The 18,678-nt window shown below is 42.3% G+C and carries 18 protein-coding genes and 1 other RNA gene; 10 read left to right on the forward strand and 9 right to left on the reverse strand.

Annotated elements, in window-relative coordinates; genetic code table 11:
- Window positions 1–19 precede the first annotated feature (19 nt).
- Window positions 20–1,369 (reverse strand): NADP-specific glutamate dehydrogenase, encoded by a 1,350-nt coding sequence (gene gdhA, locus IGI88_RS01935; RefSeq protein ID WP_061053892.1) that lies wholly within the window; start codon window positions 1,367–1,369, stop codon window positions 20–22.
- A gap of 160 nt (window positions 1,370–1,529) precedes the next feature.
- On the opposite strand from gdhA, the gene IGI88_RS01940 reads away from it, so the two are divergent.
- Both IGI88_RS01940 and IGI88_RS01945 read left to right on the forward strand, forming a co-directional pair.
- Window positions 1,530–2,792, forward strand: a complete 1,263-nt coding sequence (locus IGI88_RS01940) for an NAD(P)/FAD-dependent oxidoreductase (protein ID WP_016613916.1) — start codon at window positions 1,530–1,532, stop codon at window positions 2,790–2,792.
- A 139-nt stretch (window positions 2,793–2,931) separates the two neighbouring features.
- Window positions 2,932–3,969 carry a tagatose 1,6-diphosphate aldolase gene (locus IGI88_RS01945; RefSeq protein WP_005237193.1) on the forward strand — a complete coding sequence of 346 codons (1,038 nt, stop codon included), beginning with the start codon at window positions 2,932–2,934 and terminating at the stop codon, window positions 3,967–3,969.
- A 53-nt stretch (window positions 3,970–4,022) separates the two neighbouring features.
- Here IGI88_RS01945 and ybaK read toward each other — a convergent pair whose 3' ends face one another.
- From ybaK to IGI88_RS01960, 3 genes are read right to left on the reverse strand one after another with little or no spacing between them, the layout of a single operon-like run.
- Window positions 4,023–4,514, reverse strand: a complete 492-nt coding sequence (gene ybaK, locus IGI88_RS01950; RefSeq protein ID WP_061053891.1) for a Cys-tRNA(Pro) deacylase — start codon at window positions 4,512–4,514, stop codon at window positions 4,023–4,025.
- Window positions 4,515–4,564: 50 nt separating this feature from the next.
- The gene (gene aroD, locus IGI88_RS01955) at window positions 4,565–5,317 is read right to left on the reverse strand and encodes a type I 3-dehydroquinate dehydratase (protein WP_429969517.1); all 753 of its coding nucleotides are present in this window, start codon (window positions 5,315–5,317) and stop codon (window positions 4,565–4,567) included.
- A gap of 5 nt (window positions 5,318–5,322) precedes the next feature.
- The gene (locus IGI88_RS01960) at window positions 5,323–6,492 is read right to left on the reverse strand and encodes a class I SAM-dependent rRNA methyltransferase (RefSeq protein ID WP_010749701.1); all 1,170 of its coding nucleotides are present in this window, start codon (window positions 6,490–6,492) and stop codon (window positions 5,323–5,325) included.
- Between the two features lie 237 nt (window positions 6,493–6,729).
- On the opposite strand from IGI88_RS01960, the gene IGI88_RS01965 reads away from it, so the two are divergent.
- The 3 genes from IGI88_RS01965 to IGI88_RS01975 all read left to right on the forward strand — a co-directional run bounded on the left by IGI88_RS01965 (window position 6,730) and on the right by IGI88_RS01975 (window position 10,184).
- Complete coding sequence (locus tag IGI88_RS01965; RefSeq protein ID WP_016613914.1) at window positions 6,730–8,814, forward strand: LTA synthase family protein; 2,085 nt, start codon at window positions 6,730–6,732, stop codon at window positions 8,812–8,814.
- A 180-nt stretch (window positions 8,815–8,994) separates the two neighbouring features.
- On the forward strand, window positions 8,995–9,732 hold the full coding sequence (locus IGI88_RS01970; RefSeq protein ID WP_005237197.1) for a hypothetical protein: 738 nt from the start codon (window positions 8,995–8,997) through the stop codon (window positions 9,730–9,732).
- On the forward strand, window positions 9,711–10,184 hold the full coding sequence (locus tag IGI88_RS01975; protein WP_005237198.1) for a hypothetical protein: 474 nt from the start codon (window positions 9,711–9,713) through the stop codon (window positions 10,182–10,184). The genes IGI88_RS01970 and IGI88_RS01975 overlap by 22 nt, the downstream gene beginning before the upstream one ends.
- A gap of 117 nt (window positions 10,185–10,301) precedes the next feature.
- Here the strand turns inward: IGI88_RS01975 and IGI88_RS01980 are convergent, their stop codons facing one another.
- Genes IGI88_RS01980 through IGI88_RS01990 form a run of 3 tightly spaced genes read right to left on the reverse strand, consistent with a single transcriptional unit; the run spans window position 10,302 to window position 12,806 of the window.
- The gene (locus IGI88_RS01980) at window positions 10,302–11,762 is read right to left on the reverse strand and encodes a sensor histidine kinase (protein ID WP_087627796.1); all 1,461 of its coding nucleotides are present in this window, start codon (window positions 11,760–11,762) and stop codon (window positions 10,302–10,304) included.
- Window positions 11,762–12,475: a response regulator transcription factor gene (locus IGI88_RS01985; protein ID WP_005237200.1), complete on the reverse strand. Its 714-nt coding sequence runs from the start codon at window positions 12,473–12,475 to the stop codon at window positions 11,762–11,764. The genes IGI88_RS01980 and IGI88_RS01985 overlap by 1 nt, the downstream gene beginning before the upstream one ends.
- Window positions 12,456–12,806: an SdpI family protein gene (locus tag IGI88_RS01990; RefSeq protein WP_005237201.1), complete on the reverse strand. Its 351-nt coding sequence runs from the start codon at window positions 12,804–12,806 to the stop codon at window positions 12,456–12,458. The genes IGI88_RS01985 and IGI88_RS01990 overlap by 20 nt, the downstream gene beginning before the upstream one ends.
- A gap of 145 nt (window positions 12,807–12,951) precedes the next feature.
- On the opposite strand from IGI88_RS01990, the gene IGI88_RS01995 reads away from it, so the two are divergent.
- Both IGI88_RS01995 and ssrA read left to right on the forward strand, forming a co-directional pair.
- A complete protein-coding gene (locus tag IGI88_RS01995) occupies window positions 12,952–13,722 on the forward strand; it encodes a Cof-type HAD-IIB family hydrolase (protein WP_016619858.1) in 771 nt (256 codons plus the stop codon).
- Between the two features lie 62 nt (window positions 13,723–13,784).
- Window positions 13,785–14,148: a transfer-messenger RNA gene (gene ssrA / locus IGI88_RS02000) on the forward strand.
- A 323-nt stretch (window positions 14,149–14,471) separates the two neighbouring features.
- Here ssrA and IGI88_RS02005 read toward each other — a convergent pair.
- Complete coding sequence (locus IGI88_RS02005; protein ID WP_034872498.1) at window positions 14,472–14,687, reverse strand: helix-turn-helix domain-containing protein; 216 nt, start codon at window positions 14,685–14,687, stop codon at window positions 14,472–14,474.
- 114 nt (window positions 14,688–14,801) lie between these two features.
- Here IGI88_RS02005 and IGI88_RS02010 point away from each other — a divergent pair, with 114 nt between their 5' ends.
- From IGI88_RS02010 to IGI88_RS02020, 3 genes are all read left to right on the forward strand, one after another.
- Window positions 14,802–15,101 (forward strand): hypothetical protein, encoded by a 300-nt coding sequence (locus IGI88_RS02010; protein WP_016613909.1) that lies wholly within the window; start codon window positions 14,802–14,804, stop codon window positions 15,099–15,101.
- A gap of 147 nt (window positions 15,102–15,248) precedes the next feature.
- Window positions 15,249–15,617: an ACT domain-containing protein gene (locus IGI88_RS02015; RefSeq protein ID WP_005237205.1), complete on the forward strand. Its 369-nt coding sequence runs from the start codon at window positions 15,249–15,251 to the stop codon at window positions 15,615–15,617.
- Window positions 15,618–16,106: 489 nt separating this feature from the next.
- Window positions 16,107–17,207, forward strand: a complete 1,101-nt coding sequence (locus IGI88_RS02020; RefSeq protein ID WP_005237206.1) for a mandelate racemase/muconate lactonizing enzyme family protein — start codon at window positions 16,107–16,109, stop codon at window positions 17,205–17,207.
- 53 nt (window positions 17,208–17,260) lie between these two features.
- On the opposite strand, the gene IGI88_RS02025 is transcribed toward IGI88_RS02020, so the two are convergent.
- Window positions 17,261–18,676: a glycoside hydrolase family 1 protein gene (locus tag IGI88_RS02025; protein WP_429960147.1), complete on the reverse strand. Its 1,416-nt coding sequence runs from the start codon at window positions 18,674–18,676 to the stop codon at window positions 17,261–17,263.
- Between the last annotated feature and the right edge of the window lie 2 nt (window positions 18,677–18,678).

The following is an 18,678-nucleotide window of genomic DNA, read 5'->3' on the forward strand; positions in this document are numbered from 1 at the left end:
GATAGCCTGTCAGGTGATTTTAGACAAGTCCTTGAGCAAACATTGCTTTAGCAACTTTTTCAAAGCCTGCGACGTTCGCACCTAACATAAAATTATTTTTTTGATCGAAGGTTTCAGCTGTATCACGGCATGCTTCATAGATCGACTTCATGATATCATCCAATTTGGCATCGACTTCGGCTTTTTCCCATTGCAATCGTTGGGAGTTTTGACTCATTTCTAAAGCAGAAACGGCTACGCCGCCGGCATTGGCTGCTTTTCCTGGGCAGTAGAAAATTCCTTCTTCAATAAAATATTCTGCTGCTTCTAATGAGCTAGGCATATTCGCGCCTTCAGAAACGACCCGGACGCCATTGGCTTTTGCACGTTTGGCTTGCGAGAGATCAATCTCGTTTTGGGTCGCACAAGGAAAGGCTAATTCCGCTGGAGTATCAAAATCCCAGACAGTTGCCCCTTCATGATATTCCGCTGATGGCCGTTCCTTGGCGTAAGCCGTCAACCGTTCGCGTTTCACTTCTTTGATCTCTTTTAATAAGGCCAGATCAATGCCGTCTTTGTCATAAATAAAACCAGAGGAATCAGAACATGTGACAGGGATCGCACCTAATTCTTGCAATTTCTCAATTGCATAGATCGCAACATTGCCGCTTCCAGAAACGATCGCTTTTTTGCCTTCAAATGTTTCACCTAAGTCTGTCAATAAATGCTTAACGAAATAAACAGCGCCATAACCCGTTGCTTCTGTGCGGTTTTTACTGCCCCAGAAGTCTAGTGGCTTACCGGTTAAAATCCCGGCATCGTATTGTTTCAATCGTTTGTAGGCACCAAACAAATAGCCGATTTCCCGACCTCCGACACCAATGTCGCCAGCAGGAACATCTAGGTCAGGTCCGATATGTTTTGACAGCTCCGTCATAAAGCTTTGGCAAAAACGCATCACTTCGGCATCTGATTTGCCTTTTGGATCAAAGTCACTTCCGCCTTTGCCGCCGCCGATCGGCAGACCCGTCAAGCTGTTTTTGAAGATTTGCTCAAACGCCAAAAACTTCAAAATACTCAAGTTTACACTTGGGTGAAAACGCAAGCCGCCTTTGTAAGGCCCCATTGCAGAGTTGAATTGAATCCGATAGCCACGGTTTACTTGCCAGTTGCCTTGATCGTCTTGCCACGGGACTCTGAATTGGATAAAACGTTCTGGTTCAGTTAAGAGTGCAAGGATATTTGATTCAATATATTCTGGATGCTCCTCTAAAAAGGGAACGATCGTAGGCAAAAATTCGTCAATTGCTTGAAGAAATTCCGGTTGGTGTTGGTCTTTCTCGTGAATCTTCGCTTGAATTTCTTTCACGTAAGCTGAAGCTTTGGTCATAGTGCATTACCTCCTTTAAGATATTTTCTATTTTAAAGAAGTTTTCTGAAATTGCACGCTTTTTTTTAGAATTGTCAGAATTTTTTATCATTCGAAAAAAATCGCCCTCTCCTTTCAGCAGTCATAGGCGATGTGTTACAATCCCAAAGAGGTGAGAAGAATGGAAAAAACCTATGATGTCATCGTTGTTGGTGCAGGTACGAGCGGTATGATGGCTGCGATCACCGCTGCCAAACAAGGTGCTAGGGTCTTATTAATCGAAAAAAACAAAAAAATCGGCAAGAAACTATTGATGACTGGCGGCGGACGCTGCAATGTAACCAATAATCGGCCGGTAGATGATTTAGTTGCTCATATTCCAGGAAACGGCAAGTTTTTGTATAGTACGTTTTCCCAATTCAATAACTATGATGTAATGGCGTTTTTCGCAGACTTAGGTGTCGTCTTAAAAGAAGAAGACCACGGACGGATGTTCCCTGTGACGAACAAATCAAAAACCATCGTCGAAGCGCTGCTTCAAGCAATCAACGATCATCACGTCACCCTGTTGACGAATACGGTCGTAACCAAGCTGATCCATGATGGCAGCCAAATACGCGGCGTACGAACCGAAACCGATGAGTTCTCTGCCCCAAGCGTGATTTTGACGACGGGTGGCCGCACCTATCCTTCCACGGGCGCGACGGGGGACGGCTATAAGATGGCGAAAAAAGTCGGGCATACCATTACGCCGCTTTATCCAACCGAATCGCCGCTTGTTTCAGAAGAATCTTTTATTCAAGAACGGACCTTGCAGGGCATTTCCTTACAAGACATCACCTTGAGCGTCTTGGATCAAAAAGGAAAGCCCATCGTCGCCCATACCATGGATCTTTTGTTTACCCACTTTGGGTTATCTGGTCCAGCTGCTTTGCGCTGTTCCTCTTTTGTGAACCAAGAATTGAAAAAGCAGCAACCAGTGACGGTTGTTCTGGATTGTCTGCCGACGAAAGCCCAGGAAGCCTTGACCCAAGAATTAATTCAGTCTGCGGCTTCGAAGAAACAATTGCCGAATGCTTTAGCTGGCTTTTTGCCTGAGCGCTTGATGACCTTCTTTTTGCAGCAGCTAGACTTGCATGAGCTGGTTGCTGAAAAAGCCTCACCGGAACAGTTGACGGCGCTCGCTTCCTTGATCAAAGGCTTTTCAATCACCATTGTCCGCACGTTCCCATTAGAAAAGTCCTTCGTGACGGGCGGCGGGGTCCATCTGAAAGAAATCAACCCTAAGACCATGGAAAGTAAGAAAATCAATGGCTTGTATTTTGCCGGTGAATTGCTGGATATCAATGGTTATACAGGTGGTTTCAACATCACCGCTGCGTTTTGCACGGGTCATGTTTCTGGAAAAAACGCAGCAGAAACAGCTAGTTATTTCAATTATTGATCGACGACCCGGGTGTTCGCAGCAATATCCTGGCCTGTAGCTGCGAACACCTGGTTCTCCCCCTCTTTTTGCTTATTAGTTGGGTTTTTCTCAAAGTAGGCGTAGACTAAAGATAGCAAGATCGAGGGAGGTTTTTTTTATGAAACGAATTTCAAGAGGTAAATTTGAACGAATGCAAAAACTTTCAAATGAGGACGGTGTGATTGCCGCACTAGCGATCGACCAACGTGGTTCCATGAAAAAAATGATGAAGGCGGCAACTGGACCGGATGACTTTACGATGGAACACATTTATGAATTCAAACAGTTGGTTTCCCAAGAACTGACCAAATATGTCAGCAGTATTTTGTTAGATGAGGAATATGGCTTCTTAGGGATCGAAGCAAAGAATCCCAATGCTGGCTTGATCCTTTCCTATGAAAAAACAGGCTATGATGTCAACACGCCGGGTCGTTTGCCAGAGATTTTACCCAATGAATCGTTGCAGCGCTTGGTGAAAAAAGGTGCGGATGCTGCAAAAGTCTTGGTTTATTATAATCCAGATGAACCCCAAGAGATTTTAGATACCAAACATGCGTTTTTGGAGCGTTTAGGTACGGAGGCACAGGCGGCCGATATTCCCTTATTTGTGGAACCGATCGTCTATGATGATGAGATCACAGATGACAAATCACCTGCTTTTGCCAAGATCAAACCGAGCAAGGTCATCCGAACCATTCAGGAATTGACGAAAGATCACTACCATATCGATATTTTGAAAGTCGAAGTACCGGTTCAGTTCGACTTAGTGGAAGGCTTCCAAAAAGAAGGCTTAGAGGCCGTCTATACGCAAGAAGAAGCAGCCAATTACTTCAAAGAAGCCAGTGACGCCGCGACTCGGCCATTTATCTATTTGAGTGCGGGAGTTCCAGCGAATGTCTTTCGCGATGAATTGACCTTTGCTGGTCAACATGGTGCCAAATTCTCAGGAATCTTAGGAGGTCGAGCAACTTGGCGCGATAGTGTGGAAATTTATGGGAAACAAGGTGCCAAAGCGTTGTTGGAATGGCTGGACACCCAAGGAAAAGAAAATGTTGAAGAATTAAACGCCATTCTAAAACAATATGCCACACCGTGGTTTGACTTTTATGGCGGTTTAGAAAATATTGAGGTTTTCGATATTGAGGTCATGGAGTAAAACAGCACAAAAATCCCCGTGAATGTCATCTCTAGATGGTTCACGGGGATTTTTTATTCGTGTTCAGGTGCCAACAAATCGGCAAAGATCGCCCTAGTCAATTGTTGCAACGCTTGTGGAGCAAGCCCCATCTGCAACCCGCGCTTTCCTGCAGAAACCACGATTTCTTCCAGTGTCTGCGCCCCAAGATCAATATAAGTAGGAAAGAGCTTTTTCATCCCGATCGGCGAACAGCCGCCGCGAATATAGCCAGTCGTTTCTTCTAAATCTCTCAGATGCAGCATCTCTACTTTTTTGTTTCCACTGACTTTGGCTAACTTTTTCAGATCCACTTCTCTGTTTCCAGGAATCACAGCCACTAGCGGACCTGTTTTGTTGCCCACTGCCACCAGCGTTTTGTAGATGGCTTGCGGGCGTGCTAGTTGCACAGCGACGGATTGCGCATCGAGATGGTCTTCCGACCACTCATAGGTGTATTCGTTATAAGCGATTTTCTGTTGTTCTACTTGACGGATCGCATTGGTTTTTTGTTTCTTCTTCGCCATTTTATCCCTCTTTTGTTTTGGTTTCTTTTAAGAGAAGGCCTTGGCTGGTCTTACTCATTGAGTGAAAATTCTTGTAAGTAGTTGGTCATTCGTTCGATCGGTATTTGTCCAGGTGCTGAAGCACCTTGCAACGAAGCAAAAGTAAAGACCGAACCAGTCAATGCCCCACTAACCCGGCTGATTTTCCCCAGCTCCCCCATCGACATGATCGCCAACGGCAGTTGGTTGAAGCCACGCGCTTTAGTAATGATCCCCATCAAACGTAAAACATCTTGGACTTGCTTGGGCATCATCGCTAACTTGCCAACATCGGCACCAAATTGATTCATTACGCCGATCTTTAAAATCAACACAGCATCTTCTGGCGTTTTCTCAAAATCATGATTGCTCAATATCAGCTTTACCTGTGCCTTTTTGATTTCTTGAATAAAGGCTCGACCTAAAAATTCAGCTTTCTCTAATTCGACATCGATCCAATCGATCAAGCCTGAATCAGCAGCAGCTAAACACAATTCTTTGTACTGGGTCAATGTGAACGCCCGCTCGCCCCCTTCTTCCAAGGTTCGAAAAGTGAAGAGCAGCTCTTTGTGCTTTAATGTCGTGCGAATATGTGATAACGCATCTAAGACCGCTTGCTGGTCTTCGACATGTTTGTAATGATCAACACGCCATTCGACGATCTGTGCCTCTGATTCCTCAGCAGCAATGGCTTGTTTCAAGATCTCTTCATTGGTTTTCCCAATCAATGGCACACAAATCAACGGTGTTTTCCTGTCAAACGTTACTGGTTTTGATCGGCTCATCTCCTTCACTCCTTTTTCATTTGATAAAAGAATACTTTCAGATAGTTCCCTTCGGAAAAATGCTTATCTACCGCAAAATCAGCTGGTAGACGATAACTTTGAATACATTCATAAGCAACGTGTGCTTTCTCTAAGGATGCTTCGATCATTTCTTGAAACTTCCTCGGTGAAAGATTGGCCGCATTCGTTGAGGCGATCAACAAGCCATCAGGCGCTAAAATCGCCAAACTATCAGTGACTAAGTCGCCATAATTTTTCGCAACCGAGAAGACCTTTTTCTTGTTGCGGGCAAAACTCGGCGGATCTAAAACGATCACATCAAAGCGCAAGTCTTTTTTGCTGGCATAATTGAAGTAATTGAAAACATCCATGACATGGATACGCTGGGTATCTGGATCAATGCCGTTGACTGCAAATTGTTCGCGGGTCTTTTCTAGACTGCGTTTTGCCAAATCGACGCTCGTTGTTTGAGCAGCGCCACCGACAGCAGCAGCGACAGAAAACGCCCCCGTATAACTGAACATATTTAAAACCGTCTTGCCAGCTGCCAAGCCATCAACAAGTTGCCCACGAACTTCTTTTTGATCCAAAAAGATGCCCGTCATTAGTCCTTCGTTCAAATACGTCGCATACGTGACGCCATTTTCCTTCACCAATAAGGGTTCAGGTGCCGTTTTTCCATAGACCCATGCTGATTCAGGCAGCTCAGACGTAAAGCGGATTTTTTCATAAGCCCCTTTGATTTCGGGAAAGATTTGACGAAAAGCCGCCACGATCGCTTTTTTATGTTGATAAAGGGTGGCATTGTACCAAGAAAAAACGACATACTCGCCATACAAATCTACGGTAAGTCCCCCCAATTGATCCCCCTCGCCATTAAACAGACGAAAGGCATCTGTCAGGTCATCTTGATAGTAAGCAATGCGTTTGCCTTTTGCTTTCGCAAAGCGTTGCGCAAAGAATGCTTGGTCGATCACTGTTTCTTCAAAGGATACGACCCATCCGATCCCTTTATTTTGTTCCCCAAGATAGCCGACACCTAAGAAATGATTGGCCTGATCAATAAAGGTGACCCACTCCTTCGTCTCGATTGCTTGTTGAAGATCTTCTCGTTGGATCAACGGATTCTTTTTGCGAAGCTTCGCTGATCCTTGCTTCGTTAGTTTTATTTTCATGTTCATCTGCTCCATTCATTCTCCTTTTTAGTATAGCAAAAAGCGACAGTATTGTCTGTATCCTTGAAAGTAAAGAAATACTTAATTCCGCGTCATGACAAGGAATTCATTTGACACGTCTTTCACAGCCTAGTAAAATGTACTGTGATGTAAAATCGTAATTTACCGGTTATACTGGAAAAAGAGAGGACGATTCCTTTGAAAAAAAATAAAGTATCCACCTTTGTGAATACAAGAATGGGCTTTTTTTTCCTATTAGCCCTATTATTTTGGCTAAAAAATATCTTTGCCTATATGGTGGACTTCCACCTAGGTATTGAAAGCAGCATTCAGTACTTCATCTTATTCATCAATCCGATCGCAACGACTTTGTTGTTGCTGTCGATCGCATTGTACGTAAGAAGAACCAAAGCAGCTTATATCACGATGCTTGTGATCTATTTCTTGATGACTCTGCTGTTGTTCTCTAATGTTTCGTACTATCGAGAATTCACTGACTTTATCACCATCAACACGATGCTCGGTGTAGGAAAAGTAGCAAGTGGTCTAGGAGAAAGCGCAATTCGCTTGTTCCGTCCCTACGATGTGTTGTACTTCATTGACTTTATCGTGCTGATTGCAGCCTTTTCAATGAAAAAAATCAAAATGGACACTCGTCCTGTGCGGGCACGGATGGCTTTTGCGATCTCAACCTTAGCTGTCATGGTCTTTTCTGCCAATCTTTTCTTAGCAGAAGCGGATCGCCCTGAACTGCTTACTCGAACGTTTTCTCGTGACTATTTAGTGAAATACCTTGGGATCAACGCCTTTACGGTTTATGATGGGGTACAAACTTATCAAGCTTCGCAAGTACGTGCCGAAGCGAGTCCCAACGACATGAACGAAGTAGAGAGCTATGTTAAAGAACATTACGCAGAACCAAATGATGATCTGTTCGGTATCGCAAAAGGCAAGAATGTCATTTATATTCACTTAGAAAGTGTTCAGCAATTCTTGATCGATTATAAATTGAAAGATGAAGATGGCGTGGAACATGAAGTCATGCCGTTTATCAATAGTTTATACCATAGCGATAGTACCTTTAGTTTTGATAATTTCTTCCACCAAGTAAAAGCTGGGAAGACCAGTGATGCCGAAACATTATTCGAAAATTCCCTGTTTGGATTGAATCAAGGAGCGTTATTCACTCAACTGGGTGGGAAAAATACCTTTGAGGCAGCTCCAGATATTTTAGGTCAAACGCAAGGCTATACCAGTGCTGTTTTCCACGGAAATACCGGTACCTTCTGGAACCGAAATGAAACCTACAAACGGTTTGGCTATGATTATTTCTTCGACGCATCTTATTATGATGTCAATGATGAAAATTCATTCCAATACGGTCTACATGACAAACCGTTCTTTGAACAATCCGTACAATACTTAGAACGTCTGCAACAACCGTTCTATTCAAAATTCATTGCGGTTTCTAACCACTACCCATATTCTGAATTTACCAATGAAGAAGGCGGCTTCCCGCTAGCGAACACTTCTGATCAAACGATCAATGGCTATTTCGCAACCGCGAATTATTTGGATAAAGCCGTGGAAGAGTTCTTCAATTACTTGAAAGAAAGTGGCTTATACGAAAACTCAGTCATCGTTTTATATGGTGACCATTACGGAATTTCCAATTCTCGTAACCGTAACTTAGCAGAATTGCTTGGAAAAACAAGTTCTACATGGACAAACTTTGACAATGCCTCGTTACAACGTGTGCCTTATATGATTCATATTCCAGGACAATCAAACGGCGGCATCAATCATACGTATGGTGGCCAAGTCGATGCCTTGCCAACCCTATTGCACTTACTGGGTGTGGATACATCAAATTATATCCAATTAGGACAAGATTTATTCTCTGATCAAAACGAACAACTGGTTGCTTTCCGCGATGGCGACTTTGTGACACCAGACTACACCTACTACAGCAGTACATTGTATGACAATCGTACCGGCATGCCGATCAACGATCCATCCGATGAATTGCAAGCCAAAGTCGATGAATGGAAAGCCAAAGTCGACAAGCAACTTTCGGTTTCTGATCAGATCAATAATGGTGACCTTTTACGATTCTACGCGAAAAGCGGTCTAGAAGAAGTTGATCCTTCGACCTATAACTACAAAGACGCCCTTCAGCAAATGATGGACATTGAAAAGAATCTAGGCAGTGATTCAACTAGTGCCTTTTCTCAAAATGGCAATCAATCGACCGTCGATCTGTATCAAACAAAAACCTTCCAAGAATACCAGCAGATGACGGAACAAGATAGCGGCGAGTAAAGTAAGAACAACCAATAATCAATCCAGTAAGGCACCTGCCTTGCTGGATTTTTTTGCACTATTTGATAGGAAAAAGTCGAACTTTCTTGCCACTTTTTTAGCTTCGATATTTTACTACAAGAACTTCATACTTTATTCAAACTCCCCTTTTATACTATGTACTAGGATGAGGTGACTTAGATGAAAACTATACATTTTGCGATTGCCAGCATTTTTTATCATAAAAAAGCCATGGTGCTTTATACGCTTGTATCCTTCTTTGCCGTGATTGGCTTGATCGTGACGTTTGCCTTGATCTATTCGATGGATCAAGTGATCGCTCAAACAAGAGATCTCTTGGCGACAGAAGATCTGCAAACGAAAGTAGCCGAAGAGATCCAACCAGTCACGACAATCTATCATCAACTGTTCTATTTGATTTTTAGTGCCTTTACACTGGTCTTTATTGGCTTTCAAGTTTACTATCAATTATATAAACGCTCGGAATACACAGCTTGGTTAGCAAGTGGCGCCACCACCAGACAATGGGTAGCGATGCAGATCATTGAAATGCTCTTGCCGCTCTTAGCAGCCGCTGTGATCGCCTTTGTCTTATTGCTACTCTTCCAGCCTTATTTCCAGCGGGAATTACTCAGTGGGCATATCATTGCCCTTGATCGAGAGCGTGCTTCTGATAACTTTTGGGAGGCTGTACAAAGTCTTCCTGGACAAGAATTCGCCATTACGATTCCGCAGAATAGTCAAATTCTGGTCCAAAATGTCGATTTGAACAGCACCACTTGGCTTGCTATTTTATTTGAAAGCACACGCCACACACTTGTCGTCTTACTTGCCGCTGTTACCAGTTTTACTGGTTTGATTGCCAGCGGACATAGTCTGTATTGGAGGAAAAAACAATGGAAAAACCAACTCAGCTAACGAAACCAATTGGTTTCTATTATGTTTCGAAAGACAATGAAACAAAAACTTCTGAATTAAGTTTGCTGCTTTCACAAAAAAAAGCCATCTTGATTCGTGCTCAATGGCCTTCCGTTCCCTTTTTATCCGTCATGGACAATGTATCTCTTGCAAATAAAAAAGGGGGCGATTTAGAGGGTGTTCTGCCTTATGTTCAGCTTCCCTTATCGGCTTTGAAAAAAGAGCGGACAGAATTAGGCCCCTTTGAGGAGATCAAAATTCAGCTGCTCTTAGCGTTACTTTCAGAAAGAGAAACCCTTTTAATCGAAAATGTCTTGAGCACGTTAACAACAGAAGAGGTCCAAATCCTGCTACCTTTGTGCCAAGAAATCGCCGAACAATTTGCTGTTGCCATCTATTTGATCCATGAAGACGAATGCTTTGCCCATACGCCCTATACCACTTATCTATAGTTTACATAGCCCTCATACAAAAAGGCTTGCTTGCAAAAGCAAGTCTTTTTGTTTGGGCTGCTGCCAATGAACCGCAAAAAAATCGACCGGCTAAGCGAATTGCTGCCGGTCGATTCCTTATTCTTCATTTAAGTCGATATCTGGAAAAGAGATTTTAAAGGTCGTGCCTTTGCCAAGTTCACTTTCTACACTGATCTTTCCTTTGTGCAGGCGTACGAGCTGTTCAACGATTGATAAGCCTAGACCTGATTCGCCAAATTGACGGTTTTTACGGGACGGATCGACTTTGTAGTAACGATCCCAAATATTTTTGACTTGTTCTTCAGACATACCGATCCCCGTATCACTGATTTCGATAATCGTTTCTAAATAGCCTTTTTCTATTCGGACCCGAATTTCTCCATCTTCCGTAAACTGGATCGCATTTTGTAAAATATTGACCATGATCTGGACGAAACGATCATAATCCGCGTAGACATCGATTGGCTCGGTTGTTTCTAAAATCAGCACATCTTTGGCAATTTCTGCCTTGCTCTCCAGTTGCGTCAACAGATTTTTGATGGTTTGCGTCGCATCAAATTTTTTGATGACCATCGAGATTTGATTGGTCCTGATTTTTTCGTAGTCAAGGTTTTCGTTGACTAATCGAATCAAGCGATTGGTTTCATTTTTCATCAAGCGGATCGCATTGTCTTTTTGATTCTCAGGAATTGCGTTGTACTCTAAGCCCTCCAATAAGCCATTGATGGTCGTCAACGGGGTACGCATCTCATGAGAAGCATCCGCCATAAATTGCCGACGACGTTCTTCTTGCCGTTCAATTTCTTCTTGGGATTCTTTTAAGGATTTCGTCATTAAATTAAAATCTTCGGCTAATTCATCAAATTCATCCCGATTATGCACCGGCAAGAAAATATCAAAATTGCCATTAGTAATTTCTTTGGTTGCCCGTTTCATTCGATTGATCCGCCTTACTTGGAACGTAGCAAATAGGTAACTGATCAATAAGGAAACGACGATCGAAATCAAACAAACTTTAAACAAGTTTTGATTAAAGGCACTGACAAGATTCAAAATACTGCTTGCCGATTGCGAAACCACCATTACACCGTAAAAATCCGTGCGATTGACAGAAAAAGGTATCAACACATAGGAAGTCAGTTCTTTTTCACCATATAGATTCGTGGGTGATGTCAGTTGCAGACGCGCCCCGTTTTCTAAGGATTGCCAGTCTTTTTCAGAAATTGGAAAATCCACCGCACGAGTATTATCTAATGGATAAATAATGTCATCGGGGCTTTTAAAGAAAGCAAAAGAAATGTCTTGGTTGCTCAAAATATTTTCAGCCAAATGCAGAGAATATTGCAGATAGCCATCTCGCGTCATATTTTGCTGCAAATATTCTGAATCACTGATTTGCGAAATCGTCGCGACCGACGAAGCATACCCCATTAACTGCTCATAATTTCGTTCTTGTAACGTTTGGCGTGTCATTTGAGTAAACGCAATACCAATCGTCATCAAGATCACGAAGATCACCACAAAAAATGCAATCAGCTGTTGATACAGGTAGCGCATTAAGCAGCACCCGCATCATCAAATTTGTACCCAACGCCCCAGACAGTTTGAATGATCTGTGGCCCCACTTTTTCAATTTTTTGTCTTAGTTTTTTGATGTGTGCATCAACGGTCCGTTCATCGCCAAAGTATTGGTAATCCCAAACCAGTTCTAACAGCTGTTCTCTCGAAAACACTTGTCGCGGTTTTTTTGCTAACGTATAAAGCAAATCAAATTCTTTCGGCGTCAACCCATCGATGGGTTTACCATTTAAATAGGCTTCCCTTGTTTTTGTGTTCATTTTGAAATGATCGGTGACGATATCAAAGGTGGCATCGGAAGCTTCAGGTGTTGTTTTTTCAACCAATTCACTGCGGCGGTGTAATGCCTTGATCCGTGCAATCAAGGTCAATGGACTAAAGGGTTTCGTCACATAGTCGTCCGCCCCCATCTCTAACCCGATGACTTGGTCGCTTTCTGAATCACGGGCCGTCAACATAATAATAGGAACTGTACTAGAGATTTTACGAATTTCGCGCGCCACCATCATGCCGTCCATGGAAGGAAGATTCAAGTCAAGGGTGATCATATCCCACTTGTCTGGTTCAGCAGCAAAGGCCTCTAGTCCTTCTTTGCCATCGTATTTAAATACTGCTTCCCATCCTTCATTCAAGAAAAACATTTGCATCATTTCAGAAACAGATTCATTGTCTTCAATCATTAATATATTCATTTTCTTCACCTCTATGTTCTTTATCAAATCGTTGCAGATTTTCTTCGATCAGGCCAAAGATCGGCACGATGAACCAAGGGATCACGATCATTTCAACTAGAAAAAAATTGGTCCATTCTTGCCATTTCAAGACAAACCCAATGAGCGCCATGATTCCGCCAAAAAGCAGAAAAAATCGGGCAGATAGTTTTTGGGCCTGTCGCCAATTGCGTTCATTTTGTTTTGCTAGATAGGAACGGTATCCATAAATAAGGTTCATTTTTTTTGATGGAAAAAGAAAAAAAGTGAGACCAATCAAGAAAAAAATGCTACCAATTACTAAAAAAATCATCGTTTCACTCCATTCTTCCTATAGTATACTCGAATTTCTTTCTTCTACCAACAACTTCACCGATTATTCATAAAGGTTTGCCTTTTTTTCAATCTTTGATAAGATTGTGAGTGGACTATGACTATAAACCTTAGGAGTAAGATACATGACCTATAAAGCATTAACTTTTTTTGATCTTGACGGTACACTTTTAGATGAACACTCGCAAATCACTTCGGAAATTGCTGAGGCGATGGCGAGGTTGCGTAAAAACCAAGTACTGCCGATCATTGCAACAGGCAGAACCGAACCTGAAGTTACCGCTATTCGTGAAGCAGCTGGTATTACCTCGAACATCGTCATGAACGGTGCTTTTATCCGCATTGATGGCAAAGAAGTTTTTTCCGATACCCTTGAGCCTGAGCTTTGCGCACGGATGTACCAAGCCGTCAAAGACAATGGCGATGAGCTGTGTTATTACAATGAGAAAGGCTATTGGGCGACTGGTCACACCGAGGAAATGGTTGGTGCATATAACTACGTCCGTAGCCCTCTACCAGAAATCGATCCTCTGCATTATGAAACTGATCGGACCAATATGTTGTTGGTTTTAGGTGTCGGCAACGATGCTTATTATCATGAGCGTTTTCCCGAACTAACTTTTTATCGTAATACGCCCTTTTCAATCGATGTCGTAAAATCCGGGACTTCTAAAGGGACTGGCGTAAAAACCTTGGTAGAATTATTGGGTCTAGAAGATGTACCTACCTTTGGCTTTGGTGACGGCAGCAACGATTTCGCCCTTTTAGAAGCTTGTGACCACAAGATTGCAATGGGAAATGGGATTCAAGAGTTAAAAGAGCTGGCAGACTTCGTGACCTTGAAAAATACCGAAGGCGGGATCGTACACGCCCTGAAACATTTTGACTTAATCTGATTCTTTGCACACGCACGAAAATATGGTATACTAGTGAATGGTAGCGATACCCCTTTTATCAAGGGGATGTTACGGATTCGACAGGCATAGTTGAGCCTGAATTGCGCTTCGTAGGTTACGTCTACGTTAAAACGTTACAGTTAAATATAACTGCTAAAAACGAAAACTCTTACGCTTTAGCTGCCTAAAAACAGTTAGCGTAGATCCTCTCGGCATCGCCCATGTGCTCGAGTAAGGGTCCTATTCTAAGTGGGATACGTTTTATCTTTCCGTCTGTAAGATAAAAAAGAGATCATCAGACTAGCGATACAGACTGCCTGTCACTCGGCAAGCTGTAAAGCGAATCTACAAATGAGTTGACTATGAGCGTAGATTTTTAGGTAGCAATATGTTTGGACGCGGGTTCGACTCCCGCCATCTCCATTTTAAACTGTCAGTAAGTGACACTAAGAGCCAAAACCTTGATTTTACAGGGTTTTGGCTTTTTACTTGTGTCAGTATGTGACACTATTTGACTACCAATCTAAATAGTTTTTTCAAAAGCACGCAAAAAAAATCCCGCCACTCCGAAAAGTGGTGGGCTAGAAGTGATGCCGTCCGCTGGCGTGCTTCCTAAATCCTTCTGTGTCGCCTTCTCTGATTTCTATAGGATATAAAAACAAAGAGAACCTTAGAATAGTCACGTCGCTACAGTGTGATTACGATATTCTAAGTGTTCTCTTTTTTGCCTTAGCCTACTTTTCAAAAAGTTATTTTTTCGTGAGTCTGATAATTTCTGAAATATCGTCAATTTCTAATGCATTAGCGATTCTTTCAATATGTTGAAGGTAAACTTTCTCTCGTTTTCCATTTGCCAGCTTATTAATAATCGAAGGTTCAATATCCGATAAGCGTGCTAACTCTCTTAGAGAAATTCCTCGGCTTTTTACAAGCTCTTTTAAGCCTATTTCTATTCTTCTGTTCATGTGTTCCCCACCTTTTCTGCAAACAGATGTTGTTCCTAGAGACATCATATAGTAAAATAGGATTAAAAGTGGTGTCTATACAAACATCAATAAAATCAGAATGGAGGCGTTACGTTGAAAGAAATAGAAAAGATGGGTATTAAGACGAGTAATAAGCAGCCGGTAAAAGAAATTAGCTACCAGGACATATATGGTTTAGGAGATACTTTGGAGCAATTGAAATCTTGGCAAGAACCACTCGGTGTATTAGAAAAATTTTTCAGTGACAAAAAAAGACCCGTGAATAAGCAGAAAATCATCCGAGATTATCATGCCTGCTCCTTATTATTCCATGTTTTTCTCACAGACTTAGGTAGCTCCCTCGAAAAACTGGAACTCCAGATTGGTGATTTAAAGACTCGAAGAAAAGTTTAATACCAGAACGATAGGTTGAGCTCCTATCAAGGTATAGACTATCGTTCTCTTTGCTAATTGGTTTGATAATTGAAAATGTTTAACAGCTTATTCCCTTAGTTCTTCCCATTTGATATGATGAAAGCATCAAACGAAGGACGTGATTAGATGAAACTAACCTTACTGGCTCCCTCTTTTTCTGTCATCCAAGTAAAGAGTATTGATCCTTCGATACTGAAGATTGTTCCTCTTTTTTTTGCCCATACGTCAGAAGAACTTTCTTTGGTGTTACCAACTGCAAACGTTCCAGCTGAAACGCTAAACAGAGAAGATGGATGGAAAGCGATGAAAATAATTGGTGTGCTGGATTTTAGCTTGATTGGCATTATTGCAAAAATCTCTTCCCTTCTAGCCGAGGAGTCAATCAGTATTTTTGCTGTTTCTACCTTCAATACTGATTATATTTTAATCAAGGAGCATCAGGTAGAACAAGCTCGTACTGTTTTAACCGCCAATGATTATTCTTTTGTCAATTGAGAAAAAACTTTTTCTTCCTTACTACAAGTTACTCTCGATCGCTTTATGAAATACAAAAGAACGACTGAACCAAAGAAGTTCAGTCGTTCTTTTGTATTTCACTTGTCGTTGAAGAAAGATAAGAGTACTGGGTATCCCAAATAAAAGACTTCCCCAAGCTTTCATTTTCCCCAGTACTCTTCATTGCTCGTTGTTAAGATAATCATAATACAAAAATGATTTTTATTCAATAACTATGCTTTAAAAATAAACAAAATGCTATTTTGTGACAATTTATAGGGGTTTCACTTCATTTCTAGCTAATATTCCCTATATCTGTTTATATTCTAAATCGTTACGTGAAGCATCAGTTGATGAGATGCGATCCCTTCGATAGCGATCCTCCTTCTTTTAAAGTTTTGAATTTGAGGAAATTCAGCCTTGTCAATCTCGCGTTCCCATGCTAACATGATTATGCACACGTGAACATTAGTTTGAGGAGGATTTTTAATGGCAAAAATTACAGATGTACAAACAGCGTATTATCGGATACCTCTTCCGGAAATCATGGAAGATGCGAAGCACGGCTTACACACCCACTTTGAAGTGCCTATCGTCAAGATCGTTACTGATGAGGGACGTGAAGGTGTGGGCTATACGTATACTGGTGGCTTCGGTGGCGAATCGATTGCCAAACTGATCGACAAAGAACTAAAAGCAATCCTCTTAGGGAAAGATCCAGCATGTGTGGAGGCCTTGTGGGATCAGATGAACTGGGGCATTCACTATGTTGCCAGAGGCGGTTTAGCGAGTTTCGCCATTGCGGCTTGTGATATTGCCTTATGGGACTTACGCGCGAAAAAAGCACAAGAACCCCTCTACAAACTTTTAGGCGGCGCAAGTAACAAAGTCAAATGCTATGGTGGTGCGATCGATCTAAACTTTTCTCTTGAAAAACTCTTAGCCAATAATCAAAAATATTTAGACATGGGATTAAAAGCGGTCAAAATCAAATTGGGCCAAAAAACACTTGCCGAAGATATTGCTCGAATAAAAGCGGTCAGAGAATTGATTGGTCCCGATGTTGTCTTTATGGTGGATGCCAACATGAGCTGGTCTGTTGAAAAAGCGATCAAAGCCGCCAAACTGATGGCGCCTTATGACATTTTGTTCCTTGAAGAACCAACAATCCCCGAAGATTACGAAGGCTACGCTCGTATCGCTAAAGAAGGGCAAATTGCAGTCGCAGGCGGGGAAAACTTGCGCACCCCTATTGAGTTTGCTCATATGATCAAATATGGCAATGTCGATTTTCCACAACCCGACGCTTCCAATTGCGGTGGGATCACCGGCTGGTTGAAAATTGCTGCCTTAACACAAACAAGTAACTTATCTGTTTCTACACATGGCATGCAGGAATTACACGTCAGTCTACTGGCGGCGATGCCTAATGCTGGGTATCTTGAAATGCACAGTTTTCCAATCGATCAATACACCACGAGACCATTAGTGATCGATCCATCCGATGGCCGTGCGATTGCACCAGAAGAACCAGGGATTGGTGTCATATTTGACTGGGAGAAACTTGCTCCTCATAAACAACCCTTTTAACTGAAAACCCACGATTATTTCCTTTAGGATTAGGAAATAATCGTGGGTTTTTATTACAGAATCAATGGCTTTTCTTCAAATGGAAGCCACCGTTCATCAATAAGGGAACGATACCAAGCGGCTGATTTTTTTAATGACCGGGTCCGTTCTTCATTTAACTCAATTCGGACGAGACCATAGCGGTTCTTAAATGCATTCATAGGTGAAACACAATCGGTAAATGCCCAAAGCATATAGCCTTCGCAGTTGGCACCTTCCTCGACGGCTTTTAGCAGCCAGTAAAGATGTTCGGTAATAAACTGAATCCGATAATCATCTTGGACTTGACCTGTGGCATCCATATACTGTTCTTCATTTTCCCGCCCCATACCATTTTCAGTGATCAGCCATGGAATATTGCCATAATTTTCTTTAAGATAATTAGCCATATCGTACATGACCTTCGGATAGATTTCCCAGCCACGGGAGTTATTCATTTGTTTTCCTGGCAAATCAAATGTCTCATAAAACATTTCTGGATGAAATGGTGTATCCGAATGCCATTGATATCGTGGTGCCCGCACGCGTTTCGGGTAGTACTGATTGACACCTAAGAAATCCACCGTATGGGTGCGGATCGTTTCCAAATCTTCTTCTGTCGGCTCAAAGTAGATGTCATAGGTTTGGCAAAGTGTGATAAGTTCCTCTGGATAATGACCTTTGACCATTGGATCAAAAAAGATCCGGTTGAAAAAGAGATCATACATTTTTTGCGCTTTTTGATCCTCCGGTGAGGAAGAGCGCGCGTAAACCATTTCTGGATTTAGTACACAACCGATGCGCCCCTCGTAGCCCTTTTCATGATAGACAGCCACCGCTTGGGCGGACGCCAATACTTTGTGATAGTTCCAAAGCATCCATTTTTTTGTGTTTTGCTCATGGGGCCAGCGGATCGCATCGAGATAGCAACGAGTCTGAATAACGATCGGCTCATTGAAGGTAAACCACTGTTTGACTCGATCACCGTAACGCTCGAAGGCGATTTCGGCATAACGGGTATATAGATCGACCACTTTCCGCGAGCTCCAGCCATCATAGGCATCCATCAAACTAGCTGGCAGTTCATAATGTTCCAAACAAAGCATCGGTTCGACGCCAGCCGCAAGCAATTGGTCGATAAGCTGATCGATATGAGCAGCATAGTCTTCGTCAACGATCAGCTGTTCATGGTCGGTAAAGAAGCGCGCCCAGTTGATCGATGTTCGGTAATGGGTCAAATGAACCTCCTGCATCAGTTCAACATCTTCCGAAAACTTTTCCATAAAATTCGTCGCAATAGCCGGCCCATAGCCATTATGCCAAACAAAGCGTTCTTCTTTGTACCAGCGGTCGAGATACGAATCTTGCCCTTCTCTCTTTCCCTGCCAGCCTTCTGTCTGCCAAGCAGACGAAGCAGCGCCTAAAATAAATGTCTCAGGTATTTTTACCATTT

The organism is Enterococcus sp. AZ179 (assembly GCF_050498885.1).
GTDB classification, from domain to species: domain Bacteria; phylum Bacillota; class Bacilli; order Lactobacillales; family Enterococcaceae; genus Enterococcus_D; species Enterococcus_D entomosocium.